Here is a 24986-nt window from a genome sequence, read left to right on the forward strand (position 1 = left end):
ATCGCACCGCGCCCGGCCGGCGGCAGGCACTGCAGACGGCCGGCATCTGTGTTTAACTCGCGGCTTCACCGAACGAAGGAGCGGGCAATGGATCTCGGGTTTATCGGGCTGGGCGAAATGGGGCAGGCGATCGCGACGAACCTGCTGAAGGCGGGGCACACGGTGCGGGTGTGGAACCGGTCGCGCGAGCGCGCCGAGCCGCTCGCGGCATTCGGCGCGCAGATCGTCGACACACCGGCCGACGCGTTTCGCGGCGACGCGGTGTTCTCGATGCTCGGCGACGACGCGGCCGCGCGTGCCGTGTTCGACGACGCGCTGCTCGCGCAGGCGCCGCGCGGTCTGATCCACGTGAACATGGCGACGGTGTCGGTCGCGCTCGCCGAATCGCTCGCGCATGCGCACGCGTCGCGCGGCATCGACTACGTCGCCGCACCGGTGATGGGGCGGCCCGACGTCGCGGCCGCCGCGCGCCTGACGATCATGGCGGGCGGCCCGGCCGAGGCGATCGACCGCGTGCAGCCGCTGTTCGACGCGATCGGCCAGAAGACCTGGCGGTTCGGTTCGCTGCCGCAGCACGCGAACATCGCGAAGATCGCGGCGAACTTCACGCTCGCGTCGGCGATCGAGACGCTCGGTGAGGCATCCGCGCTGCTGGGCGCGCACGGCGTCGCGATGCGCGATTTCCTCGACGTGATCACGAGCAGCGTATTTCCTGGGCCCGTCTACGAAGGCTACGGTTCGATGATCGCCGAGCGGCGCTACGAGCCCGCGCGCTTCAAGGCGCGCCTCGGGCTGAAGGACGTCCGGCTCGCGCTGGAGGCCGGCGACGCCACGTCGGTGCCGCTGCCCGTCGCGAGCGTCGTGCGCGACAACCTGCTCGACGCGCTCGCGCACGGCGGCGGCGAGCAGGATTTCGCGGTGCTCGGCGAAGTCGCGTTGCGCCGCGCCGGCCGCTGATTCCGGGCGCGACAGAAGCACGACGCGCACGGCATAATCAACGTTTCGTCTTTCTTCTTTCCTTCAGGCTGAGGCAGTCATGAACCTGCATACGTGGTGGCTTTTCGTGGCGACGGTGTTCGTCGTGTCGGCGATTCCGGGCCCGAACATGCTGCTCGTGATGACGCACGGCGCGCGGCACGGGCTGCGGCGCTCGTCGTCGACGATGGCCGGCTGCCTGAGCGCGCTGGTGCTGATGCTGTCGGTGTCGGCGGCGGGTCTCGGCGCGGTGCTCGAGGCATGGCCGGCGATGTTCAACACGCTGCGCTTCGCGGGCGCGGCCTACCTGGTCTATCTCGGCGTGAAGGCGTGGCGCGCACGCGTCGACGACGACTCGGCGGCCGCCGACGTCGAAACCGTGTCGCGCCAGACTGCTGCGGCGTCGCGCTGGACGCTGTTCCGCAACGGCTTCCTGGTCGCGGGCAGCAACCCGAAGGCGATCCTGTTCGCGGCCGCGCTGCTGCCCCAGTTCATCAACGCGGCCGAGCCGACGCTGCCGCAGTTCGGCATCCTCGTCGTCACGTTCGCGGTGATCGAGGTGAGCTGGTACCTCGTCTACGCGTCGTTCGGCACGCGCATCGGCGCGACGCTGAAGAGCCAGAGCGTTGCGAAGATCTTCAACCGGCTGACGGGCGGGCTGTTCGTCGGCTTCGGCGCGATGATGGCGCTGGTCCGTCACTGATTCCCGACTGACTCAGGCGCGCCGAACGCCCCGTCCCTCGCCAGAGGGCGGGGCGTTCGTCTGTTCGCGTCCGCCTCATGTCCGCTTACGCACGCGGGCGGTTCAGCGCCGCCGCGCCGGTCCGGCGTCCGGCCGAGCGTCCGAACAGGGCGGCCGCGCCGGCGAACGCGAACCCGACGCCGCACACCGCGCTCCATCCGCCCCATGCCCACGCGCTGCCCGCCAGTGCAGCACCGAGCGCGCCGCCGACGAAGAACAGCCCGACGAACAGCCCGTTCAGGCGCCCGCGCGCAGCCGGATTCAGCAGGTTGATCTCGCGGCGGCCGATCGTCTGGTCGACGATGACACCCGCATCGAGCAGCGCCGCACCGCCGGCGAGCAGCGCCAGCGCGAGGCCGCGATGCGCATGCGCGTCGAAGCCGAACCAGCCGACGCCCGCGATCCCGAGTACGACGAGCGCCGCGAGCATCGTGACGTGCGCGATCCGCTGCGCGGTCGGGCCGTGGCCGCGGTCGCCGGCGCGGCCGGCGAGCGGCGTGACGATCGCGCCGCTGGCGCCGGCGAACGCGAACAGCGCGATCCCGTGCAGGTCGAGGCCGAACGGCGGCTGCGCGAGCCGCAGCCCGACGGCGGTCCAGAACGCGCTGAACGCGGCCATCGCGAGCGCGGCCGACAGCGCATGCCGGCGCAGCACCGGTTCGTCGGCGAGCAGGCGCCCCATCGATGCGAGCAGTGCGCGGTAGCCGGCCGTGATCGCCGGCGTGCGCGACGGCAGGCGCAACGCGAGCACGACGGCGATCGCCGCGTTTGCGAGCGCGGCCAGCGCATAGAACGCGCGCCAGCCGGCCGAGCCCGCGATCAGGCTCGCGAGCGGCCGCGACAGCAGGATGCCGAGCATCAGCCCGCTCATCACGTTGCCGACCGCGCGGCCGCGCTGCGCTTCGGGCGCCATCGACGCGGCCATCGGCACGAGCATCTGGATCACGCTCGACGCGGCGCCGGCCGCGAGCGTCGCCAGCAGGAACACGGTGCCCGACTGCGTGAACGCGGGCAGCGCGAGGGCGGCCGCGCACACAATGAGCGTCGCGACGATCAGGCGGCGGTTTTCGAGCAGATCGACCAGCGGCACGAGCAGCACGAGCCCGGCCGCGTAGCCGAGCTGCGGCAGCATCGCGACGAGGCCGGCGAGGCCGGGCGGCAGGTGCAGGTCCGCGCTGATCGGGCCCGTCAGCGGTTGGGCGGCGAACAGGTCCATCACGATCACGCCGACCGTCGCGGCGAAGAACAGCGTCATGCCGGCGCTCAGCGCGGGCGGCGCGTCGACCGGTGTGCGAGCGGCGGCGGGACAGGAGTCGGCAGGGCAGTTCATCGGAAGCCGGGGATGGGGTCGAAGGAACTCCCATCGTAGGTGGTCGATGTTTATGCGACAATTGAAATATGTCTAACATGATTATGCGAGTTTGTTTTGAATACGCGTGATCTCCTGGCGTTCGTCGCGGTAGTCGACAGCGGGTCGATGGTCGCCGCGGCCGCGAAGCTCCACCTGACGCAGCCGGGCCTGACGCGGCGCGTGCAGAACCTCGAAACGCTGCTCGGCATGCCGCTGCTCGAACGGCAAAGCAAGCCGCTGAAGCCGACCGCCGCCGGGCGCGACGTCTATGCGCTCGCGCGCAACGTGCTGGGCGCGGTCGACGAACTGATGGCGGCGGGCGCGCCAGACAGCGAGCCGTCCGGCGAGCTGCGCATCGGCGTCCCGCCGTTCCTGTCCGAGCTGGCGCTCGAGCGGCCGATCGACCGGCTGCGCGACGCGTTCCCGCGCCTGACGCTGCGCGTGACGGCCGGCTGGTCGCCGGCGCTGATGCAGGGCATCGAGCGCGGCGCGCTCGACGTCGCGGCCGTGATGGTGCCGGCGAGCGCGGTGCTGCCCGACGCGTTCACCGCGACGCTGCTCGCCACGCAGCCGACGGTGCTCGTCGCCGCGCGCGACCTCCCGCTGCCGGACGGTCCGCTGTCGCTCGATGCGCTGTCGGGTTTTCCGTGGGTGCTGAGCCAGGACGGCTGCGGGATGCGCTCGGCGCTGAGCCGTGCGCTCGGCGCGGCCGGGCTGCCGTTCGACGTCGCGGTCGAGGCGTTCGGCTCGGAGCTGCAACTGTCGCTCGTCGCGCGCGGCGCCGGCATCGGAATCGCGCCACCGAACGCGCTGGCGCGCAGCGCGCATCGCGATGCGCTGAGGGTGGTGGAAACGGCGGGGCTGGAGACGCGGATCAACGTGTGGATCGTGCACGGCGCGCTGCCGGGCCGGCTGGTGCGCCCCGTCGCGCTGCTGCGCGACGCGCTGGGCGAGGTGCTCGACCGGGAGAACTGGAAGGGGTCAGATGCAATGGAAGCGAACTAGAGTCGGCACTCGAGGGAAAATCCTTATTTTCTCTACGGAAATGTTGCAATGCGGAAACCGATTCGCTATAGTTGCACCTGTCTCCTCCATGTCTCCTCTGATATGGATTCAGCCCGCCTCTTAGGCGGGCTTTTTTTTGCCTGCGATTTTGCCGCGGCTTTCCATTCGTCGTTCGTCGCCGAGCTCAGAACTTGTACGTCATCCCGACGTAGCTGATGATCGGGTCGGCCTTCAGGTCCGATTTCGACTCGGACAGCACCGAACCGTCGGCCGCCTTGATCGTCACCGTCGACGTCGTCTTCAGCGGGATGTACGTCACCGACGCGATCAGCCCGAAATGCTCCGTCATGTTGTACTGCAGGCCCGCGTTGAACACCGGCTGCCATGACGACGACGCCTTCGCTTCCACCGATGTCGTACCCGGCTTGCCCGCGCCCGCCGCGAGGATCGCGCCGAGGTTGTCCTGCGTCTGCTTGATGAAGTTCGTGTTGAGCTGCAGGTCGCTGAACCAGTTGTACGACACGCCGAGGCCGAGGAACGGCCGGAACTTCGCGGTTGCCTGCCCGAAGTAGTACTGCAGCAGCACGGCCGGGCTCCACTGCCGCACGCTCTTCACGATCGGGTTGACCGACGCCAGCCCGATGTTCTGCGTGCCGAGCGCACCGGCCGGGCCGGGCGGCTTGATCGTGCCCTGGCCCGACACCTTGAACACCGGCGGCACGCCCGCCACCGACGTGACCGCGATGTGGTCGGTCAGGAAGTGGCTGATCGTCAGGCCGACGGTGTCGGCGCCGCTGGTGCGCAACCCGGTGCCCGGCGACGTGAACGACGGCGGCAGCCGCAGCGGCGTGTTGATCGGCGTCGGCGCGACGTTGGTCGTCATCGGCGTGCTGCTCTGCTGCGGCATCACGTGGAACCAGCCCAGCGTGACGACGTTGCTGCCGGCGCTCTGCGCGTGCGCCGCGAGCGGCGCCAGTGCGGCGGCGCCGGCCGCCGCGCACAGAAGGGTTTTCTTCATCACGGCATTCCCCTCCGCTTACTGGACGAACGCGCCGATCGTGAAATACGGCGTCGATCCCGCGTTATCGAGGAAACCGAACACGCCACCCGAGAAGATGAACTTGCCGGTCGGCGACGTGCTGCCCGAACCCGTGTGGATGGTCGTGACCGTGCCCGGCACCTTCTGCGTGTAGTCGAGGTCGAGCACTCGCGTGAGCGACGCCTGCGATGGCTGGAACGGATCGAGCAGCGTGGCCTGCGTGTTGATCAGCGCGGTGGTCCGGTAGTTGAACTCGCTGTCGACGCCGATGTACTCGCCGTTCTGCGAGCCGGTCGCGATCGCCGTCTGCGGCGCGAGGATCGAGATGCTCGATTCGTCGTCGGCGGTGAGGCCCGGCACGCCGTTCTTGTCGGGCGTCGGGTTCGGATTCGCGACGCCGGTGCGCACGAGGATCGGCACGAGCTGGTTGCGCAGCTTGCCGACGATCATGAAGCCCTTGCCCTGAGGCGTTGCCGACAGCGTCGGCTTCAACTGGCTGCTGTAGTTGTTCGACTGGAACGCGCCGCTGCCGTCCGCGGACTGCACGAAGTTCGTGCCCTGCTGCGTGCACGCGCCGCCGGCGAACTGGCCGGTCGTGTCGCACTTGGTCCACGAGCCGTCCGCGTTGATCGTCACCTTCGCGTCGATCGACGCGGGCGCGAAGTTCTGCGACGGCACTTCGCCGAAGCCGACATGGCTGTACGTGCCCGCGACGTTCGCGATGTTGGTCTCGATCGACGAGAAGCCGATGAACGGGTAGTACGGGAATTTCGTGTCGGGCACCGCGGCCTGGCCGAGCACGCCGCCGAACTGGATTTCCTTGCCGGGAATCGTGCCGCCGGCGACGCCGAAGCCGACGAAGATCCGCGCCGGGCGCGTCGCATCGAGGCTCGCGCCGTTCAGGCGGAACGCGCACTGGTTCAGCTTGTTGGTCGGCAGCAGCGTTTCCTGCGTGAGCGTGCCGCTGTCGACGGTGCCCGCGCGGGTCGGCACGACGGTGCCGGTCGTTTGCGGAACCGGCGATTCGACGTACGTGACCTGCCAGGTCATCTTGGTCGTGTCGAGCTGGACCTTGGCGAGTTCGCCGCTGCCCGCGCCGCCCGTAAACACGGTGCTGTAGTCGAGCGACGCAGGGCAGAGCCGGTCTTCGACGAGCGGGGGCGGGTTGTCGCTGCCGCCGCCGCATGCGGAAAGAAGGGGGGCGGCAAGGGCCGCCGCCAGAATGAGGTTGCGCTTCATGTTGCTCCTCCAGATTTGTCTTGTGCGGCGGCCAGCTCCCTGTCGGCCGCTTCTGTTACTTGTGCTCGTCCTGCGGGCGCCGTGCCGGGGCGCCTTCCTGCGCGCGCGGCGGCGTTGCGCGCCGCCGCGCCCTCGTGCGCTACTTGCTGATCTGCGCGCCCACGCCGAAGTACGGTGTCGACGAAGTCGTCGAGTTCGCCGACGTCGACGTGACGCCGCCGTTCACCGTGCCCTGGATGAGCGCCGCGTACAGCCCGCCCGTCGCGATCACCACGCCAGTTGCGGACGGGTAGTTCGTGCCGGGCGGCGGCTTCGGCGTCGTTTTCGCGTTCAGCAGGCCCGGCGTCGCCTGGCCGTAGTCGAGCGAGAAGCCGTCTTCCTCGGCCTGCGTGGTCGGGTTGATGAACGACGCGTTGCTGCCGCGGATCAGGGCGGCCGTGTACTTGAAGTTCGAGTCCGCACCCGCGTAGCCGCCGTCGATCGCGCCCGACGTGATCGCCGTCGCCGCGCCGAGCACTGCGATGCCCGATTCGTCGTCGACTTGCGCGTCGGTGTGCAGCGGCGGCGTGCCGAGGTTCACGTTGCCCGTGCGCACGATCACCGGCACCGTCGCGCCGTTGAGCTGGCCGATCACCATGTGCGCGGTCGCCGACTTGCCGGTCGCGCCGACGATCGGCAGTTGCGTCTGCGGCAGCGTCTGCGGTGCCTTCGTGCTGTCGAAGTAGCCGCCTTTCGCGCTCGTCTTCCACGGGTCGCCGGTCGTCTGGCAGCCGCCCGAACCGGTCGACGTGCACGCGCCGTTCGCATCGAACGTCTCGCTCGAGTTCGATCCCTTCGTCGCGTAGTTGCCCGACGGCACGAGGTGGTAGATCAGCGCGTTGTACGTGCCCGGCAGCTTCGACAGGTCGGTCGTCGTGTTCGCGAAGCCGAGGAACGGATAGAAATCGAAGTGGCGGTTCGGCACCTGGCCGACGTTCTGCACGAGGCCCGGAATGATCGTCAGCCCGTCGTACTGGATCGTCGCGCCCGGAATGCCGCCGCCCGCGACGCCCATGCCGACCAGCAGCATCGGCGGGTTCGCCTGGTTGAAGTCGGCGGCCGTCGAATAGGTCGAGCCGTCCGGTGCGGGGCCGGCGCCCGGCGTGAGGACGAACGCGCAGCGCGTCTGCTCGGCGGTCGGCAGCGTGCCGGTCGGCGGGTGGATGACCTTGCCGGCGATCGTCGTGCCGACGCGGCTGGGCGTGACGGTGCCCGTCTTCAGCGGAATCGGCGATTCGAGCCACTTGAGCGTGTACGTCATCGCGACCGCGTCGATGTTGACGCTGACGATCTCGCCGCTACCTGCACCGCCGAGATACGTGCTCTTCACGATGTCGGCGTCGGCCGGACACAGCGAACCGTTGACGGGTTGTGACGGCGGCGGCCCTTGCGTGCCGCAGCTCGATCCGGAACATTGGGGCGCGTTGATCGGCGCGAGCGCGCCGCCGGAATCCCCCCCACCACATGCAACCAGGAAAGGGGCAATGGCAAAGGCCGTTGCCACCCCCTTCGATAAGGCGTGCGACATGCCGCTGTCTCCAATCGTTTAATTGTGCGAGCTAATGTCGCTGCCTGGATTTTTGCTGTCAATTGATGAACCCGTCTAAAAAAGGCGATTGAAACGGGTGTCGTGTTTTGAATCCTTGTCCAGCAGGGAATTCAGTAAGAATTAAAACGAGCGAGGGGCTGCCGAAAGCTGCCGGAGTGGGGGATGCGCCACGCCCGGCAGGCTGTCGAAGGGCCTTCGCGCGTATAACGGCAGCGTTTAAAGCGACGGTATCCGGTTTATCCCTATTCGGGATTGACTGGAGAAAGAAGGGGGGAATTAATTCGCCGGTATTCGCGCAATTGAAAGCTTGTAAATATTTGTAAATACGCGAACAGGATTTTATTTATTGCTTGATATGGGTAAATAAAAAGCCGGCCAGCGGCCGGCTTTGCATCGCAGGAGAGGATGATCAGCGCGCGAGGCCCGCATCCTCGGCTGCGCCGATGGCGAGGTTCATGCACTGGATCGCGGCGCCCGACGCGCCCTTGCCGAGGTTGTCGAGGCGCGCGACCGTGACGAAGCGCTCTTCGTTGCCGAACACGAACAGGTCGACGCGGTTCGTGTCGTTGTTCGCCTGCACGTCGAAGAAGCCGCTGTCGAGGTTCGCGTCCGCGTTGAACGGCGCGACGCGCACGAACGCTTCGTCCGCGTAGTACTCGGCGAATACGCGCTGCACGTCCTGCGGCGTCGCGCGCTTCGCGAGCTGTTCGGGCGTGAAGTAGGTCGTCACCGCGAGCCCCTTCAGGAACGGGCCGACGATCGGCGTGAAGATCGGCGGGTTCGCGAGGCCCGTGTGTGCGGCCATTTCCGGCAGGTGCTTGTGCGTGAGGCCGAGCGCGTACGGGCGCGGGCTTGCGAGCTTGCCGCCCGGCGCCGCGTTCTCGTAGTCGGCGATCATCGACTTGCCGCCGCCGCTGTAGCCGGTGATCGAGTAGCTGTGCGCGGCGAACGTCGGCGCGACGATGCCCGCATCGACGAGCGGGCGCATCGCGAGCACGAAGGCCGATGCGTGGCAGCCCGGCACCGCGATGCGCTTCGACGTGCGAATCTTTTCGCGCTGCGCGCGGGTCAGTTCGGGCAGGCCGTAGGCCCAGTCGGCGCTCGTGCGGAACGCGGTGCTCGCGTCGATCAGCGTCGTGTTCGGATTCTCGACGAGCGACGCCGATTCGCGCGATGCGACATCCGGCAGGCACAGGAACGTGACGTCCGACGCGTTGATCAGGCGGCGGCGCTCGTCGACGTCCTTGCGCTTCGCTTCATCGATACGCAGGATTTCAATATCGCTGCGTGCCGACAGGTATTCGAAGATCTTGAGGCCGGTCGTGCCTTCCTGGCCGTCGACAAAAACTTTGGTGCTCATTTCGCTCTCACTGAATGAAACGGGGGCCCGCGCCCGGAAACCGCCATTTTAAGACGTCATCCGGCGGACCTGCACCGCGCGGGGCGAAAAAAAGACGGCCGCCGGGCCGTCTTGTGACCCTTTGACGCCCGCCGGCGCGGGCGCCCGGGGCGGGCTCAGCGGTTGCCGGCAACCCAGCGTGCCGTCGCTTCGGCGACGCGCCGGCCGAATGCCTTGCCGGTCTCGAGGTCGCCCGGCAGCGGGCCTTCGTCGGGCGTCGAATCCGCCGGCGACTGCGCGAGCAGGCCCGTGGAGCCCCCGAGGTAGTTGATGTCGTTGCGCGTGGCCGCCTTCGAGTTGGCCGGCATCAGGCTCGTGCCGACCCACACCATCCCATGCTGCATCGACAGCGTGACGAAATATTGAATCGTCGAGAACTTGTCGCCGTTCATCGTCGCGGAGTTCGTGAAGCCCGCGGCGATCTTGTCCTTCCATTTCTGCGTGAACCACGCTTTCGACGTCGCGTCGGCAAACTGCTTGAACTGCGCCGACGGGCCGCCCATGTAGGTCGGCGCGCCGAAGACGATCGCGTCGGCCGCGTCGAGGGCGGCCCAGCCCGCGTCGTCGAGGTCGCCGACTGCGATCAGGCGTACGGTCGCGCCGGCGTCCTGCGCGCCCGCGTGAACGGCCTCGGCCAGTTTCTGCGTGTGACCGTAGCCGCTGTGATAGACGATGACGATGTTCGACATGAAGCGTTCTCCGGAAAGGGACGGGAACGGCGGCCGCAGCGGCCTGCCGCGTCGCGCGTCGCCGATGGGCGGCGCGACCGATGCGCGGCGTGCGGTGCCGCGACCGGTGACGACGAGTCTAGCAAGCCGAAATGACGGGAAAACGCGCGCGTGCGGCGCACTGAAATTTGCGGCGGCCGGCAATCGCGGCGCGGCGGCGCGTGACGCCCGCAACGGTCGTTAGTGCCGTCACTGCCCGTAGTTGACCGTGAGTTGCGCGGTGCCGATCGCGAGCGTGCCGATCTCGTGCTCGAACATCGGCGCGGGGCGGCCTTGCGCGACGCGCAGGTCGCTGCCCTTCAGCGCGTAGACGGTGATCACGTAGCGGTGCGGCTTGCCGGGCGGCGGGCACGGGCCGCCGTAACCGTCGATCCCGAAATCGTTGCGCGCCTCGCTCGCGCCGATGCGTCGCAGGAAGCCGGATGCACTCGCGTCGGCGGGCAGGCTCGTGACCGTGGCCGGGATGACCGCCACGGCCCAGTGCCACCAGCCGTGCCCGGGCGCGTCGGGATCGAAGATCGTGACCGCGTAGCCACGCGTGCCGGGCGGAGGGTTGTGCCAGGTGAGCTGCGGCGAGCGGTTCGCACCCTTGCAGTCGCCGCGATCGAACACGTTCGCGGCACGGACGCGCCCGCCGGGCGTCAGGTCGTCGCTCGACACGGTGAACGGGCCTTCCGCATGCGCGGGCAGCGCCGCGAAGACGGCGGTACAAAGGAGGAGAGCGAGGAACGGAGACGGGCGACCCGATGGCGCAGGCGGAGTGATCCGGCGATCCACACGCATATGGCGCTTCTCCCGTCACGTGGGCCGGGTCGATGCTCCCGGCGTTGTTGGCGTTGTGCGTTGCCCGCGTCGCTGATGGCGGCGATGGATCAAGTCTAGCATTAGGGTTCGATGAGCGATGCATGCCGACGCGCGCGATTGCGATCGGTCATCGCGTGAATCGACGAACGAAAAAAAAAGCCGCCTGCAACGAAGCAGGCGGCTTTTTCAGCCACGGCGCCGGCATGCGGGCCGGCGTGGCGTTTACTCCTGGGCGCCCGTCGCGCCGCCGTGCGCGGCCGACCACTCGGCCGGCGCGTGCAGGAATTTCTCGACTTCGTCGAGCGTCTTCGTCTCGAAGTAGCCCGATGCCTTCGCGACGCGCAGCACGTCCCACCACGTCGCCAGTGCGTGCAGGTCGACGTCGATGTCCTTCAGGACCGACACGCTTTCCTTGAAGATGTCGTAGTGGAACAGCACGAAGCAGTGGTTCACCGTCGCGCCCGCGGTGCGCAGCGCGTTGACGAAGTTGATCTTGCTGCGGCTGTCGGTCGTCAGGTCTTCCACCAGCAGCACGCGCGAGCCTTCTTCCAGATGGCCCTCGATCTGCGCGTTGCGGCCGAAACCCTTCGGCTTCTTGCGCACGTACTGCATCGGCACCATCATCCGGTCCGCGATCCACGCCGCGAACGGGATGCCGGCCGTCTCGCCGCCCGCCACCGCGTCGATCTGCTCGAAGCCGATGTCGCGCGTGATCGTCGTTTCTGCCATTTCCATCAGCGCACGGCGCACGCGCGGATACGAGATCAGCTTGCGGCAGTCGATATAGACGGGGCTTGCCCAGCCGGACGTGAAGATGAACGGTTTTTCGGCGTTGAAGTGCACCGCCTGCACTTCGAGCAGGATTTTGGCGGTCGTATCCGAGATCGACTGACGATCGTAGCCTGTCATGGGCATTCCTTGGGTGTTGAGCGAGGAGCGGGCGCGGGCCCGATGGCGCAGCAAGGGGAACCTGCCCAGGGGGCCGGGGCGCGATCGGAGGGCCAATCGCATCGCTGCGCGCGTAGCCCGCTATTTTACCCGATTCAGGCCGGTTTTCGGCGGAATTCGCGCAGGTTCGCGGTGCGGCTCACCACCGGCGAAACAAACAGGGGCGGACCGCTCGCGTACCGATGCCGGGGATGCGGCGCTGCACCAACGCGCGTCATGCGCGGGGTGTACACTAGGCGACCCTTAGAAATCGTTCAGTACTTTGTACTTTCCTCTTGCCACCCGCCAAGGTTCGATGGCGCGCCGACCCGGCGCGCCGCGTGCCGTCTCTCAGTCGACCACCCCCTCGATTCAAGCAGACGCGGCCGAAGGTGCTGTGTACTGAACCGTCAAAATTTCGCATGTCTCTCGCAGGTCAATCATGGACGAACAACTGAAGCAGGCCGCTCTCGCTTATCACCTGAACCCGAAACCCGGCAAGATTTCGGTCACTCCGACGAAACCGCTGTCGAACCAGCTCGATCTGTCGCTCGCGTATTCGCCGGGCGTCGCCGCGGCGTGCGAGGCGATCCACGCCGATCCGCTCGACGCGCAGAAGTACACGTCGCGCGGCAACCTCGTCGGCGTCATCACGAACGGCACGGCCGTGCTCGGGCTCGGCAACATCGGCCCGCTCGCCGCGAAGCCGGTGATGGAAGGCAAGGGCTGCCTCTTCAAGAAATTCGCGGGCATCGACGTGTTCGACATCGAACTGTCGGAGTCCGACCCCGACAAACTCGTCGAGGCGATCGCGATGCTCGAGCCGACGCTCGGCGGCATCAACCTCGAGGACATCAAGGCGCCGGAATGCTTCTACATCGAGCAGAAGCTGCGCGAGCGCATGAAGATCCCCGTCTTCCACGATGACCAGCACGGCACCGCGATCATCGCGTCGGCCGCGATCCTGAACGGCCTGAAGGTCGTCGGCAAGAAGCTGTCCGAAGTGAAGCTCGTGTGCTCGGGCGCCGGCGCCGCGGCCATCGCGTGTCTGGACCTGCTGGTGAACCTCGGCCTGACGAAGTCGAACATCCTCGTCGCCGATTCGAAGGGCGTGATCTACGAAGGGCGCGGCAATCTCGATCCGTCGAAGCAGCGCTATGCGGCGACCACCGACGCACGCACGCTCGCCGACGCGATCGTCGGCGCGGACGTGTTCCTCGGCTGCTCGAGCGCGGGCGTGCTGAAGCAGGACATGGTCAAGACGATGGGCGACCGGCCGCTGATCCTGGCGCTCGCGAACCCGGAACCGGAAATCCGCCCGGAAGACGCGAAGGCCGTGCGCCCGGACGCGATCGTCGCGACCGGCCGTTCGGACTACCCGAACCAGGTCAACAACGTGCTGTGCTTCCCGTTCATCTTCCGCGGCGCGCTCGACGTCGGCGCGACGACGATCACGGAAGAAATGAAGCTCGCGTGCGTGCGCGCGATCGCCGAGCTGGCCCAGGAAACCGACCAGAGCGAGGAAGTCGCGAAGGCGTATGAAGGCCACTCGCTCGAATTCGGGCCCGACTACCTGATCCCGAAGCCGTTCGACCCGCGCCTGATCATCAAGATCGCGCCGGCCGTCGCGCAGGCCGCGATGGATTCGGGCGTCGCGACGCGCCCGATCCAGGACATGGACGCATACCGCGAGCAGCTCGGCGCCACCGTCTACCGTACCGGCATGGTGATGCGCCCGGTGTTCGCGACCGCGAAGAAGAAGCAGGCCCGCATCGTGTTCGCCGAGGGCGAGGACGAGCGCGTGCTGCGCGCCGCGCAGTTCGTGCTGCAGGAAAAGATCGCGCAGCCGATCATCGTCGGCCGCCCGTCGGTCGTCGAGATGCGCCTGCAGAAGATCGGTTCGAAGCTGAAGGCCGGTGTCGACTTCGAAATCGTCAATCCGGAAGACGACACGCGTTACCACCGCTACTGGCAGGCGTACCACGACATCGCTGCGCGCGACGGCGTGACGCCGGAAGTCGCAAAGGCCGCGATGCGCAAGTTCAACACGCTGATCGGCGCGATGCTCGTGCACCTGGGCGACGCGGACGGGATGATCTGCGGGATGATCGACACGTTCCACAGCCACCTGAAGTTCATCGAGCAGGTGCTGGGCCGCGCGAAGGGCGCCGAGCACTTCGCGGCGATGAACCTGCTGATGCTGCCGGGCCGCAACCTGTTCCTGTGCGACACGTACGTGAACGAACTGCCGAGCGCCGAACAGCTCGCCGACATGACGATCCAGGCCGCGGCCGAGATCGAGCGCTTCGGCATCGCGCCGAAGGCCGCGCTGCTGTCGAACTCGAACTTCGGCAGCGCGCCGTCGTCGTCGTCGCGCCGGATGGCCGAGGCTCGCAAGCTGATCGCCGAACGTGCGCCGAACCTGGAAGTCGACGGCGAAATGCACGGCGACGCGGCGCTGTCGGAAGTGATCCGCAAGCAGGCATTCCCGGGCACGACGCTGTCGGGCGAAGCGAACCTGCTGATCATGCCGAACGTCGAAGCCGCGAACATCGCGTACAACCTGCTGAAGATGGTCGGCGGCGAAGGCGTGACGGTCGGCCCGTTCCTGCTCGGCGCGGCGCAGCCGGTCCACATCCTGACGCCGGCCGCGACCGTGCGCCGGATCATCAACATGACGGCCGTTGCCGCCGCGAACGTGAACACGAAGTAAGTTCGCGCCCGCGTGTGCCGCGCTTCACGCGCGGCGCAATGAAAAACGCCACGGAACCTGCGTTCCGTGGCGTTTTTTTATCGTGAACCGCTGCCGGCGCGGGCGGGCGTCCGAACCGCGAACGCCCGCCGCGCGCCGTTACGCGACCTGCTGGTGCGACTGGCCACCCGTCGGCGAACGCCACTTCGCGAGCAGCGTGTCCCACTTCAGGCGTACCGCGCGCAGGTTGTTCTCCTTCACGTGGCCGTAGCCGCGAATGCCGTCCGGCAGCGCCGCGAGCTCGAGCGCGAGCGGGCGGTTGGCCGCGTTCAGTTTGCCGAGCACTTCGCCGATCAGCGCTTCGTACTCGCCGATCAGCGCACGCTCGGTGCGGCGCTCCTCGGTGCGGCCGAACGGGTCGAGCCCCGTGCCGCGCAGGAACTTCGCCTTCGCGAGCCACCGGAACGCCGACATCATCCACGGGCCGTACGCCTTCTTCACGAGATGGCCGTGCGCGTCCGTCTTCGCGAACAGCGGCGGCGCGAGGTGGAACTTCAGCTTCCAGTCGCCTTCGAACTGCGCGGACAGCCGCGCGAGGAACGCGGGATCGGACTGCAGCCGCGCGACCTCGTATTCGTCCTTGTACGCCATCAGCTTGAACAGGTTGCGCGCGACCGCTTCGGTCAGTTGCTCCTGCACCGTGTCGCCGTCCGCCAGCGCGCGCTCGGCCGCGCGCACCTTGTCGACGAACGTCGCATAGCGGGATGCGTACGCGGCGTTCTGGTACGCGGTGAGGAATTCCACGCGTTTCGCGATCAGCGCGTCGACCGCTTTCTTCGTGTGCAGCGCGATCACCGTGGCGCCTTGCGCGGGGCGTGCATCGCCGGCCGCGGCCTGCTTCACGCTGGCAAGGTCGTACGCGGCGCGACGGCCCCAGTCGAAGGCCGCGCGGTTCTTTTCGACCGACACGGCGTTCAGCTCGATCGCGCGTTCGAGCGACGCGAGCGTGAGCGGCAGCCAGCCTTTCTGCCACGCGTAGCCGAGCACGAACGGGTTCGTGTAGATCGCGTCGCCGAGCAGCGCAACCGCGAAGCGGTTCGCGTCGATGAAATCGACGGCTTCGCCGGCCGCCGCGCGGATGTCGTTCTCCGCGGACACGCCGGGGAACGCCCAATTCGGGTTCTTGATGAACTCGGCGGTCGGCGTCTGCGCGCTGTTGACGACCACGCGCGTCGTGTCGTGCCGCATCCGCGACGTGCACTCGTCGCCGGACGTGACGATCGCGTCGCAGCCGATCACGAGGTCGGCTTCGCCCATCGCGATCCGTGTCGCGTGGATGTCGGTCGGCGCGTGCGAGATCTGCACGTGGCTCATCACGGCGCCGCCTTTCTGCGCGAGGCCGGTGACGTCGAGCACGGTCACGCCCTTGTTCTCGAGGTGCGCGGCCATCCCGAGCAGCGCGCCGATCGTGACGACGCCCGTGCCGCCGACGCCCGTGACGAGCACGCCGTAGGCCCGGTCGATGTCCGGCAGCGTCGGTTCCGGGATCGGCGGCAGTGCGGCGCCGTCGACCGAAACCGCCTTCGGCTTCTTCAACTGGCCGCCCTCGACCGTGACGAAGCTCGGGCAGAAGCCCTTCACGCACGAGAAGTCCTTGTTGCAGCTCGACTGGTTGATCTGGCGCTTCGTGCCGAACTCGGTTTCCAGCGGCTCGACCGACAGGCAGTTCGACTGCACCGAGCAGTCGCCGCAGCCTTCGCATACCGCGTCGTTGATCACGACGCGCTTGGCCGGGTCCGGATAGGTGCCGCGCTTGCGGCGGCGGCGCTTCTCGGTCGCGCAGGTCTGGTCGTAGATCAGGATCGTCGTGCCGGCGATCTCGCGCAGCTCGCGCTGCACGTCGTCGAGCTGGTCGCGGTGATGGATCGTCACGCCCGGCGCGAGCAGCGCCTTCTGGCCGTCGTACTTCTCCGGCTCGTCGGTGACGATCACGATCTTCTTCGCGCCTTCGGATGCGAGCTGGTGCGTGATCTGCGGCACCGTCAGCACGCCGTCGACCGGCTGGCCGCCCGTCATCGCGACCGCGTCGTTGTAGAGGATCTTGTAGGTGATGTTCGCTTTCGACGAGATCGCCGCGCGCACCGCCAGCAGGCCCGAGTGGAAATAGGTGCCGTCGCCGAGGTTCGCGAACACGTGCTTCTCGTCCGTGAACGGCGCCTGGCCGATCCACGGCACGCCTTCGCCGCCCATCTGGCTGAAGGTGCTCGTGCTGCGGTCCATCCACACGGTCATGTAGTGGCAGCCGATGCCGGCGATCGCGCGCGAGCCTTCCGGCACGTTGGTCGACGTGTTGTGCGGGCAGCCCGAGCAGAACCACGGCTTGCGCTCGGTCTGCACGTGCGGCTTCGCGAGCGCCATTTCCTTCGCGTTGATCACCGCGAGCCGCGCGGCGATGCGCGCGCGCACGTCGGACGGCAGCTCGAACTTCTCGAGGCGCGTCGCGATCGCCTTCGCGATGATCGCGGGCGACAGTTCGTAATGCGCGGGCAGCAGCCAGTTGCCCATCGGCACCGACCATTCGCCGCCGGCGCCGTCCTTCTCGTCGAACTTGCCGAACACGCGAGGCCGTTGCGCGTCGGGCCAGTTGTACAGCTCTTCCTTGATCGCGTATTCGAGGATCTGGCGCTTTTCCTCGACGACGAGAATCTCGTCGAGGCCGCGCGCGAAGGCCTGCGCGCCCTGCGCTTCGAGCGGCCACACGCAGCCGACCTTGTAGAGCCGGATGCCGATCCGCGCGCAGGTGTCGTCGTCGAGGCCGAGGTCGGTCAGCGCCTGGCGCACGTCGAGGTACGCCTTGCCGCCGGTCATGATCCCGAAGCGCGCGCTCGGCGAGTCGATCTCGATCCGGTCGAGCTTGTTCGCGCGCACATACGCGAGCGCTGCATACCACTTGTAGTCGAGCAGCCGCGCTTCCTGCACGAGCGGCGGGTCGGGCCAGCGGATGTTCAGGCCGCCGTCCGGCATGATGAAGTCGGTCGGCAGCACGATCTCGGTGCGATGCGGGTCGATGTCGACCGACGCCGACGATTCGACGACGTCCGTCACGCACTTGAGCGCGACCCACAGGCCCGAATAACGGCTCATCGCCCAGCCGTGCAGGCCGAAATCGAGATATTCCTGCACGTTGGACGGGAACAGTACGGGCAGCCCGCAGGCCTTGAAGATGTGTTCGGACTGGTGCGCGAGCGTCGACGATTTCGCCGCGTGGTCGTCGCCGGCGAGTACCAGCACGCCGCCGTGCTGCGACGAGCCGGCCGAGTTCGCGTGCTTGAAGACGTCGCCGGTGCGGTCGACGCCCGGGCCCTTGCCGTACCACATGCCGAACACGCCGTCGTGCTTCGCGCCGGGGTACAGGTTCACCTGCTGCGAGCCCCACACGGCGGTGGCGGCCAGATCTTCGTTGATGCCGGGCTGGAACACGATCTGGTGGGCCGCCAGGTACTGCTTGGCCTTCCAGAGCGACAGATCGAGGCCGCCGAGCGGCGAGCCGCGATAGCCGGAGATGAAGCCGGCCGTATTGAGACCGGCGGCGCGGTCGCGTTCCTGCTGGAGCATCGGCAGGCGCACGAGGGCCTGGATGCCGCTCATGTACGCGCGACCGCGTTCCAGTGTGTATTTGTCATCAAGCGTGACGGACTTCAGCGCGGCTTCTAGCGACGCGCGTTGGCCTGCGTCTAGCGGGGCATTCATTAACAGTCTCCTCCACCCAGTTTGGGATCACCAAAACTCGACTGCTCCGGCGTCTTGTGAACGCGTCGGCAGTGGCCGGCATATTGGCCGGTTTTAAGCGATGGTAGCACTGGGGCAAACCCGCCGCCCGTCGGCCGGAATGCGGCGGCGCAGCAAGAAAAAGGGCGTGATGATGCGTTACATCATGTAAATGCATGTAAAGCCGGCGCCATCTGCGGGCAAATGCCGTTAATCTTGTCGGCCTGCCGGAGGTGCCCGGCCGCGTCGGTTCGTTTCGACGCAATCGGGGAGGCGCCGGCAGTTTTACAGGAGGTGCAATGAACACACGTCATATCCAGAGTTTCCTGATCGTGTCCGCCGCGTTTTTCGCGATGACCGGCCCGGTGCGCGCGCAAGGCGCGAGCGCACGGGCGGCAGCCGGCGCGCAGATGCGCCAGATCGTGCCGGCCCAGGACGCCGTCGCGCAGCCGGCGGCCGAGCGCGTCGTCGAGTCGAAGGCGAACGCGCGTTGATCCGGTCGCGCGGCCTGCAGGCCGCGCCGGAATGCAAAAAGGGCGGGAATCCCGGGATTCCCGCCCTTTTTCTTTGTGCCGCCGGAACGTGCGGCCGGCCCGGTTGCCCGGGCCGCCGCGCGCCGGACGCGTCAGGCCTTGTCCTGCACGACGCCGCGGCGGATCTGGTCGAGCTCGATCGATTCGAACAGCGCCTTGAAGTTGCCCTCGCCGAAGCCCTGGTTGCCCTTGCGCTGGATGATCTCGAAGAAGATCGGCCCGATCTGGTTCTCGGTGAAGATCTGCAGCAGCAGGTCGTCGCGCGCGCCGTCGATCAGGATCTTGCGCTTCTTCAGTTCGTCCAGCGATTCGCCGTGGTCCGGCACGCGGCGGTCGACCAGCTCGTAATACGTGTCGATCGTGTCGAGCAGCTTCACTTCCTTGCCGCGCAGCCCGTCGACCGCGCCGTAGATGTCGTTCGTGCCGAGCGCGATGTGCTGGATGCCTTCGCCGTGGTACGCGTCGAGGTATTCCTGGATCTGGCCGGCCGTGTCCGAGCCTTCCTCGTTGATCGGGATGCGGATCTTGCCGCACGGCGACGTCATTGCCTTCGACTTCACGCCCGTCACCTTGCCTTCGATGTCGAAGTAGCGCACTTCGCGGAAGTTGAACAGGCGTTCGTAGAACTCGGCCCATTCCTGCATGCGGCCGCGATGCACGTTGTGCGTCAGGTGGTCGATGTAGGTGAGGCCGTGACCGACCGGGTTCGGGTTCGCGCCGGCGATCGGCTCGAAGTCGACGTCATAGATGCTGATGTCGCCGATCGAGCCCGGCTGCGCGCCGTTCTTGCCGCGCCAGCGGTCGACGAAGTAGATCAGCGAATCGCCGATGCCCTTGATCGCCGGGATGTTCAGCTCCATCGGGCCCGTCTTGTTGTCGAAGCCCCATGCACCGAGTTCGAGCGCGTGCTTGTACGCCTTCGCGGCGTCCTGCACGCGGAACGCGATCGCGCAGATCGACGGGCCGTGCAGGCGCGCGAAGCGTTGTGCGAACGAATCGGGTTCGGCGTTGATGATGAAGTTGATGTCGCCCTGGCGGTAGACCGTCACGTCCTTGTGGCGGTGGCGCGCGATCGCGGTGAAACCCATCCGTTCGAACAGTTGTCCGAGCGCTTTCGGGTCCGGTGCCGTGTATTCGATGAATTCGAAGCCGTCGGTGCCGACGGGGTTGTCCCAGTTGGGGATCTGCATGTCTTGTCTCCTGTGCGGGGCGATCGGCCGGCGCGGCGTGCGCGTGCCCGGCCTGTTCGATGTCGAACGCTGCACACGTATCGGCGTGCGCCGCGAATCGGTACGTGCGACAGAGTGTAGCGGGCAGCCGCGAGCGGAAACTTGCGAATTTAATCGTCCGTGCCTACGATGGCGCAATTTCCAGTCTCTAAATAATCAATGGAGGGCAGAAGATGGCGAAAGCCGAATTGGATGCCATCGACCGGCGGATTCTCGCGATTCTTCAGGAGAACGGGCGCCTGTCGAACCAGGAGATCGCCGAGCGCGTGAATCTGTCGCCGAGCCCGTGCCTGCGGCGGATCCGGCGGCTCGAGGAGATCGGCGTGATCACCGGCTATGTCGCGCTGCTGGATCCGCAGAAGCTCGGGCTCGACCTGCTCGCTTACGTGAGCGTGCGGCTCGAGAAGCGCGGCGGCCTGGCGCCGGTCCGGGCCGACGAGACGTCGGCGCGCGCGGGCGCGACCCATGCGGAGCTGTTTCGCGCGGCCGTGCAGACGTGGCCGGAAGTGGTCGCGTGCCACGCGATGACGGGAGACATGGATTACCTGCTGCGCGTGCAGGTCGAGGACATGGCGCATTTCTCCCGCTTCGTGCAGGAGCATTTGCTGCATCACCCGTCGGTCATCGACGTGAAGACGAGCTTTTCGCTCGAATGCTTCAAGGAGACGACGGCGTTGCCGATTCGTTCGGTACGCTAGCGCGCCGCGATGGCGGGGAAGGGGAAAAGGGGGCCGGGCGCGCCGCTGTGGCGCGGCCCGGTCGGCCGATGTTACGCCGTCAGCGCGGCGGGCATCAGCGATTCGATGAACTTCGACGTGCGGTGCGCCTGGCGCTTCAGCGCGTAGTCGAACACCGCAGCCTGTTCCTGCAGCATCTCGGCGATGATCGTCGAGTGGTCGGCCGGCGGCAGCGACAGGTACGCATCGGCTTCGCCGTACGCGTACTCGATCCGCATCCCGGACTTCTTCGCGATGTGCATCATTGTCGCGTTACGCGACAGGCAGTGCATGTACAGCATCGTCACGTGCGTGTTGCGGCTGCGGATCGCCGCGCGCTCGAACAGCTTCGAGCCGACGCCGCGGCCGCGTGCACTTTCGAGCACCGACACGCCGAATTCGGCCGTGCGCTTGTCGCCCTCGGCCGGCAGGTAGGCCAGGTGACCGACGCCGATCAGTTCGAGTTCGTGGTCGAACACGCCGAACACGGTATCGCGACCGAAGTCGATCGTGCGGACATAGTTCTCGATCACGTGGTCGGGCACCATCTGGCCGAAGCGCAGCAGGCGGTCCTCTTCGTCGAGCGAGAGAAAGTGGGTGAGCATCTGCTCACGGTCTTTGGAAGCCAGTTCCCTGACGAGAACCGGCGCACTACCGGCGGTGCCGACGACATCGGCAGGGCCGTTCAATTGCGTGTTCATCGTGGGTTCCTCAATGTGTGACCATACAGCGGGTTGTGCAACGCAACAGCATTTTACCCGACCGTCGGCCCCTGGATTGGGGAAAACCCGTATTTAACCTTATTTGTGCTGGAGGATGAATTCTAAATCCGCTTAGTTAAGCTCGTATCTATTTGATTTTTAACGGATTTAAATTTTGTCATATGAAATGCGCGACGGACGGCCGCAGTGTGCCCGTCGTGCAACGCTTGCTGCTGTGCGGCAATCAGGTCGCCGTCGACAGTCCGCGTTCGATCAGGTCGATCACCTGCTCGGCGAAGTCGCGGTAGCCGAGACGGCCGCCCGGCTTCAGCCACGTGAACGTCCAGTTGATCATCCCGAACACCATCATCGTCACGGATGTCTGGTTTTCCTTCGAGATGCGGTCCGGGTACGCGCGCGCGAGCTGCCGCGTGAACGCGGCGACGATATCGCGCTGGCGGTCGAGCACGATCTCGCGCTGCGCGTCCTCGAGATACTTCACGTCGTTGAGCAGCGCGACATGACGGCTGTGCGACGTCTCGTATTCGGCAAGGAACGCGCGCACGAGCTCGGCGAACGCGTCGCGTTCGCTGAGGCCGCGCCGCTGGCTCGCCCCTTCCACCTCGGCGATGATCAGCATCAGCCGCTTCGTGTAGCGGTCGAGCAGATCGAACAGGATCGCTTCCTTGCTCTCGTAGTAGTGATAGAGGCGTGCCTTCGACGTGCCGCTCGCGGTCGCGAGATCGGACATCGACGTGCTCGGGTAGCTCGTCTGCGCGAATTTTTCGGCGGCAAGATCGAGGATCTGCTCGCGCTGGGATTCGTGGTCGGGCGCTCGGGTACGGGCCATGGTCGAATGCGGAAGATTAGCGGTGCGCGGTGGCCGCGCGCACCTGCGTGGAAGAGAGGGCGCCGGGCGCGTCGTCCTGCAGCTCGAGCCTGCCGGCTGCCGCGAGTTCGCGGCAGCGCCACCAGGCGATCGAGTCGCTGACGAACAGGCCGCCGCGGTCGGCGTCGGCCATGATGCCGCCGACGAGGCGTCGCGCGGGCAGCCAGTCGGTTTCCGCGCGCGAGATGATCAGCGCGTCGAGATCGGCGTAGTAGCCGCTCTTGATCGTGTTGCTGACCCAATAGCGAAGTTCGGCGTTCAGGTGCTTCGCCTCCTGCCATTCGAGCGCGAGGCGGCCGATGCGCAGCACCGAGATCGGTGCGGCCACCGGCCGTTTCCGCGCCAGTTCCGCGGGCGAGAACATCCCGGTCGAGCACGCCTGGTCGGTGCGCGACAGCGACGCGCGTTGCGCCGAGTCGAGATCGGCGGCCGACAGCCGCACCTCGTTCAGGCGCTGCGGGACATTGCGCAGGTGATAGGCGACGCGGCGCAGCAGCAGCTTGTCGCCGACGCTCGGTGCGTGCCACACGACCACCTGGCCGGTATCCATCGCGAGCTGGTCGAGGCGCGCGAACTCGCCTTCGATTTCCGCGTTCCAGTCGGGGATCTGGTCGCCGATCACGCGCTGCCAGAAGGCGGCGCGCGTGTCGGGCGTCTCGTCGGCGCCCTTGAGCGGCCCGACGCCGAGATCGTCGAGCAATCCGACGACGCGCTCGTCGCGTCCGGCTTGCGCGAGCGCCTCGCACAGCGACGCGGCGGCGGTGCCGCCCTGAATCACATGAATGGTACTCATCGGCCTGTCGTCAACAAAAGAAAACCGCCGGCCGGGCGGACGTTGCGATGTCCAGCCGGCCGGCGGCCCCTAGTGTAAGCGAGATGTGTGACGGCGAGAAACCGTCCGGCGCTGCGACGCGACGCCGCTCAACGTTCGTCGTAGCTCACGACGACCTTGTCGCTGACCGGGTGGCACTGGCACGTGAGCACGAAACCGTCCTTCACTTCGTGCTCCTCGAGCGTGTAGTTCTTCTCCATCCGCACTTCGCCTTCGATCACCTTCGCGCGGCACGTGCAGCACACGCCGCCCTTGCACGCGTAAGGCAGCGCGAGGCCTGCGCGCAGGCCGACATCGAGCAGGCTCACGCCTTCGTACGGCAGGCGCAGCTTGCGCTTCTTGCCGTCGAGCACGATTTCGAGGTCGGCGGCCGGCGTCTGGTCGGTGATCTCGACCACCGGCGCGCCGGCCTGCGGCAGCGGCGTGCCGAAGCGCTCGACATGCACCTTCGCCTGCGGCACGCCAGCTTCCTTCAGCGCCGCTTCGGCCGCGTCCATCATCGGCGCGGGGCCGCAGATGAATGCCTCGTCGATCGCGTCGGCCGGCATCAGCGTGTCGAGGAATGCCGCGCATTTCGCCTGGTCGAGCACGCCGTTGAACAGCTCGACGTCCTGCTGGTCGTCCGACAGCACGTGATAGAGGACGAAGCGGTTCATGTAGCGGTTCTTCAGGTCCTCGAGCTCCTCCGCGAACATGATCGCGTCGACGCTGCGATTGCCGTAGATCAGCGTGAACGTGCTGCGCGGCTCGAGTTCGAGCGTCGTCTTCACGATCGCCAGCACCGGCGTGATCCCCGAGCCGCCGGAGAACGCGATGTACTGCTTGCCGTGGTCGGCATTCAGGTGCGTGAAGAAGCGGCCGTCCGGTGTCATCACGTCGATCGTGTGGCCCGGCTTCAGCGTATCGAACGCGAAATTCGAGAAGCGGCCGCCGCGCACGCGCTTGATGCCGATGCGCAGTTCGCCGTCGCGGTCGTAGTCCGTCGTGCCGACGCAGATCGAATACGAGCGGCGCGTCTCCTCGCCGTCGATGTGGGTCTTCAGCGTGACGAACTGGCCCTGCGTGAAGCGGTACGCGTCGCGCAGCTCGGGCGGCACGTCGAACGAGACGGTGACGGCGTCGGCGGTCTCGGGCCGCACGTCGCGGATACGCAGCGGATGAAATTGCGGGGTCGCCGACCCCCGCCGGGCCGCTCCAAGGGGGGCGACCGCCCCCTCGGGGGGCAGCGAATGAAGAGAGCGTGGGGGCTGTTTCATTTCAGTAGGGTTTGAAGTAGTCGAAGGGTTCGCGGCAGTCGACGCAGCGATACAGCGCCTTGCAGGCCGTGGATGCGAATTGCGCGAGACGCTCGGTGCGGGCCGAGCCGCAGCGTGGGCAGGCGGGCGCCGCGACGGGCCGCGGCACGAAACGCACGACGTTTTCCCGCTGCGCTGCGCTGCCGCACTGGCCGACCGGCGGCGCGATGCCGTACGCGCGCAGCTTGTCGCGCGCTTCCTGCGTGATCCAGTCGGTCGTCCATGCGGGCGCGAGCACCGTTTCGATCCGGTGCGGCGGGAGGTCGGCCGCCTGCAGGGCGGCAGCGACGTCCTCCGCGATCTGCGACATGGCCGGGCAGCCCGAGTAGGTCGGCGTGATCACGACTTCGAGCAGGCCGTCGTCCGCACGGCGGACGTCACGCAGGATGCCGAGCTCGCGGATCGACACGACCGGAATCTCCGGATCGGGTACGGCTTCCAGCACGTCCCATGCGCGGGCGAGCAGCGGATCGTCGTGACGCGCGGCGGGCGCGGCGTCGGCGGGGGCGGCGGTCTGGACGGACATCGTCGGGC

General features: G+C 67.2%; 22 protein-coding genes. 7 read left to right on the plus strand and 15 right to left on the minus strand.

Translation table 11 applies throughout. The features are described from left to right. Positions 1-87 precede the first annotated feature (87 nt). Together LXM88_RS06355 and LXM88_RS06360 are read left to right on the plus strand one after the other, a co-directional pair. Positions 88-957 carry an NAD(P)-dependent oxidoreductase gene (locus LXM88_RS06355; RefSeq protein ID WP_262539679.1) on the plus strand — a complete coding sequence of 290 codons (870 nt, stop codon included), beginning with the start codon at positions 88-90 and terminating at the stop codon, positions 955-957. A gap of 79 nt (positions 958-1036) precedes the next feature. After that, on the plus strand, positions 1037-1678 hold the full coding sequence (locus LXM88_RS06360) for a LysE family translocator (protein WP_262539680.1): 642 nt from the start codon (positions 1037-1039) through the stop codon (positions 1676-1678). 85 nt (positions 1679-1763) lie between these two features. On the opposite strand, the gene LXM88_RS06365 is transcribed toward LXM88_RS06360, so the two are convergent. Continuing rightward, positions 1764-3047: an MFS transporter gene (locus tag LXM88_RS06365; protein ID WP_262539681.1), complete on the minus strand. Its 1284-nt coding sequence runs from the start codon at positions 3045-3047 to the stop codon at positions 1764-1766. Between the two features lie 96 nt (positions 3048-3143). On the opposite strand from LXM88_RS06365, the gene LXM88_RS06370 reads away from it, so the two are divergent. Further along, positions 3144-4073 (plus strand): LysR family transcriptional regulator, encoded by a 930-nt coding sequence (locus tag LXM88_RS06370; RefSeq protein ID WP_262539682.1) that lies wholly within the window; start codon positions 3144-3146, stop codon positions 4071-4073. A gap of 184 nt (positions 4074-4257) precedes the next feature. Here the strand turns inward: LXM88_RS06370 and LXM88_RS06375 are convergent, their stop codons facing one another. The 5 genes from LXM88_RS06375 to LXM88_RS06395 all read right to left on the minus strand — a co-directional run bounded on the left by LXM88_RS06375 (position 4258) and on the right by LXM88_RS06395 (position 10027). After that, positions 4258-5091 carry an OmpW/AlkL family protein gene (locus LXM88_RS06375; RefSeq protein WP_174421966.1) on the minus strand — a complete coding sequence of 278 codons (834 nt, stop codon included), beginning with the start codon at positions 5089-5091 and terminating at the stop codon, positions 4258-4260. Between the two features lie 18 nt (positions 5092-5109). Continuing rightward, a complete protein-coding gene (locus LXM88_RS06380; protein WP_262539683.1) occupies positions 5110-6351 on the minus strand; it encodes a DUF2957 domain-containing protein in 1242 nt (413 codons plus the stop codon). Positions 6352-6490: 139 nt separating this feature from the next. Beyond that, positions 6491-7918, minus strand: a complete 1428-nt coding sequence (locus LXM88_RS06385) for a DUF2957 domain-containing protein (RefSeq protein WP_262539684.1) — start codon at positions 7916-7918, stop codon at positions 6491-6493. A gap of 430 nt (positions 7919-8348) precedes the next feature. After that, complete coding sequence (gene argC / locus LXM88_RS06390) at positions 8349-9299, minus strand: N-acetyl-gamma-glutamyl-phosphate reductase (RefSeq protein WP_262539685.1); 951 nt, start codon at positions 9297-9299, stop codon at positions 8349-8351. A 155-nt stretch (positions 9300-9454) separates the two neighbouring features. After that, positions 9455-10027: a flavodoxin family protein gene (locus LXM88_RS06395; protein WP_262539686.1), complete on the minus strand. Its 573-nt coding sequence runs from the start codon at positions 10025-10027 to the stop codon at positions 9455-9457. Between LXM88_RS06395 and LXM88_RS06400 the strand changes: the two genes are divergently transcribed. After that, entirely contained in the window at positions 10011-10250 is a 240-nt protein-coding gene (locus LXM88_RS06400; RefSeq protein WP_262539688.1) for a hypothetical protein, read from the plus strand. The genes LXM88_RS06395 and LXM88_RS06400 overlap by 17 nt on opposite strands. Before the next feature lie 5 nt (positions 10251-10255). Here LXM88_RS06400 and LXM88_RS06405 read toward each other — a convergent pair whose 3' ends face one another. Further along, on the minus strand, positions 10256-10849 hold the full coding sequence (locus LXM88_RS06405) for a YbhB/YbcL family Raf kinase inhibitor-like protein (RefSeq protein ID WP_262539689.1): 594 nt from the start codon (positions 10847-10849) through the stop codon (positions 10256-10258). Between the two features lie 243 nt (positions 10850-11092). Next, the gene (locus tag LXM88_RS06410; protein ID WP_034183954.1) at positions 11093-11779 is read right to left on the minus strand and encodes an orotate phosphoribosyltransferase; all 687 of its coding nucleotides are present in this window, start codon (positions 11777-11779) and stop codon (positions 11093-11095) included. Positions 11780-12239: 460 nt separating this feature from the next. On the opposite strand from LXM88_RS06410, the gene LXM88_RS06415 reads away from it, so the two are divergent. Further along, positions 12240-14510 (plus strand): NADP-dependent malic enzyme, encoded by a 2271-nt coding sequence (locus LXM88_RS06415; protein WP_262539692.1) that lies wholly within the window; start codon positions 12240-12242, stop codon positions 14508-14510. A gap of 138 nt (positions 14511-14648) precedes the next feature. Here the strand turns inward: LXM88_RS06415 and LXM88_RS06420 are convergent, their stop codons facing one another. Beyond that, complete coding sequence (locus LXM88_RS06420; protein WP_262539693.1) at positions 14649-18239, minus strand: indolepyruvate ferredoxin oxidoreductase family protein; 3591 nt, start codon at positions 18237-18239, stop codon at positions 14649-14651. A 317-nt stretch (positions 18240-18556) separates the two neighbouring features. On the opposite strand from LXM88_RS06420, the gene LXM88_RS06425 reads away from it, so the two are divergent. After that, positions 18557-18751 (plus strand): hypothetical protein, encoded by a 195-nt coding sequence (locus tag LXM88_RS06425; RefSeq protein ID WP_262539695.1) that lies wholly within the window; start codon positions 18557-18559, stop codon positions 18749-18751. Between the two features lie 131 nt (positions 18752-18882). Here LXM88_RS06425 and hppD read toward each other — a convergent pair whose 3' ends face one another. After that, complete coding sequence (gene hppD / locus LXM88_RS06430) at positions 18883-19980, minus strand: 4-hydroxyphenylpyruvate dioxygenase (protein WP_262539696.1); 1098 nt, start codon at positions 19978-19980, stop codon at positions 18883-18885. Between the two features lie 212 nt (positions 19981-20192). On the opposite strand from hppD, the gene LXM88_RS06435 reads away from it, so the two are divergent. Further along, entirely contained in the window at positions 20193-20717 is a 525-nt protein-coding gene (locus LXM88_RS06435; protein WP_262539697.1) for an Lrp/AsnC family transcriptional regulator, read from the plus strand. Positions 20718-20788: 71 nt separating this feature from the next. On the opposite strand, the gene LXM88_RS06440 is transcribed toward LXM88_RS06435, so the two are convergent. The 5 genes from LXM88_RS06440 to paaD form a co-directional block, all read right to left on the minus strand. Next, positions 20789-21436, minus strand: coding sequence for a GNAT family N-acetyltransferase (locus LXM88_RS06440; protein WP_047899571.1), 648 nt, complete (start codon positions 21434-21436; stop codon positions 20789-20791). 244 nt (positions 21437-21680) lie between these two features. Continuing rightward, entirely contained in the window at positions 21681-22286 is a 606-nt protein-coding gene (locus tag LXM88_RS06445) for a TetR/AcrR family transcriptional regulator (RefSeq protein ID WP_006477408.1), read from the minus strand. A 16-nt stretch (positions 22287-22302) separates the two neighbouring features. Then, positions 22303-23118 carry a DUF1835 domain-containing protein gene (locus LXM88_RS06450; RefSeq protein WP_262539699.1) on the minus strand — a complete coding sequence of 272 codons (816 nt, stop codon included), beginning with the start codon at positions 23116-23118 and terminating at the stop codon, positions 22303-22305. Positions 23119-23246: 128 nt separating this feature from the next. After that, positions 23247-24383 (minus strand): 1,2-phenylacetyl-CoA epoxidase subunit PaaE, encoded by a 1137-nt coding sequence (paaE, locus tag LXM88_RS06455; protein ID WP_262542805.1) that lies wholly within the window; start codon positions 24381-24383, stop codon positions 23247-23249. 31 nt (positions 24384-24414) lie between these two features. Beyond that, positions 24415-24978, minus strand: a complete 564-nt coding sequence (gene paaD / locus LXM88_RS06460) for a 1,2-phenylacetyl-CoA epoxidase subunit PaaD (protein WP_262539700.1) — start codon at positions 24976-24978, stop codon at positions 24415-24417. Between the last annotated feature and the right edge of the window lie 8 nt (positions 24979-24986).

Origin of the sequence: Burkholderia sp. S-53 (genome assembly GCF_025560745.1) — a bacterium.
GTDB lineage: Bacteria > Pseudomonadota > Gammaproteobacteria > Burkholderiales > Burkholderiaceae > Burkholderia > Burkholderia pyrrocinia.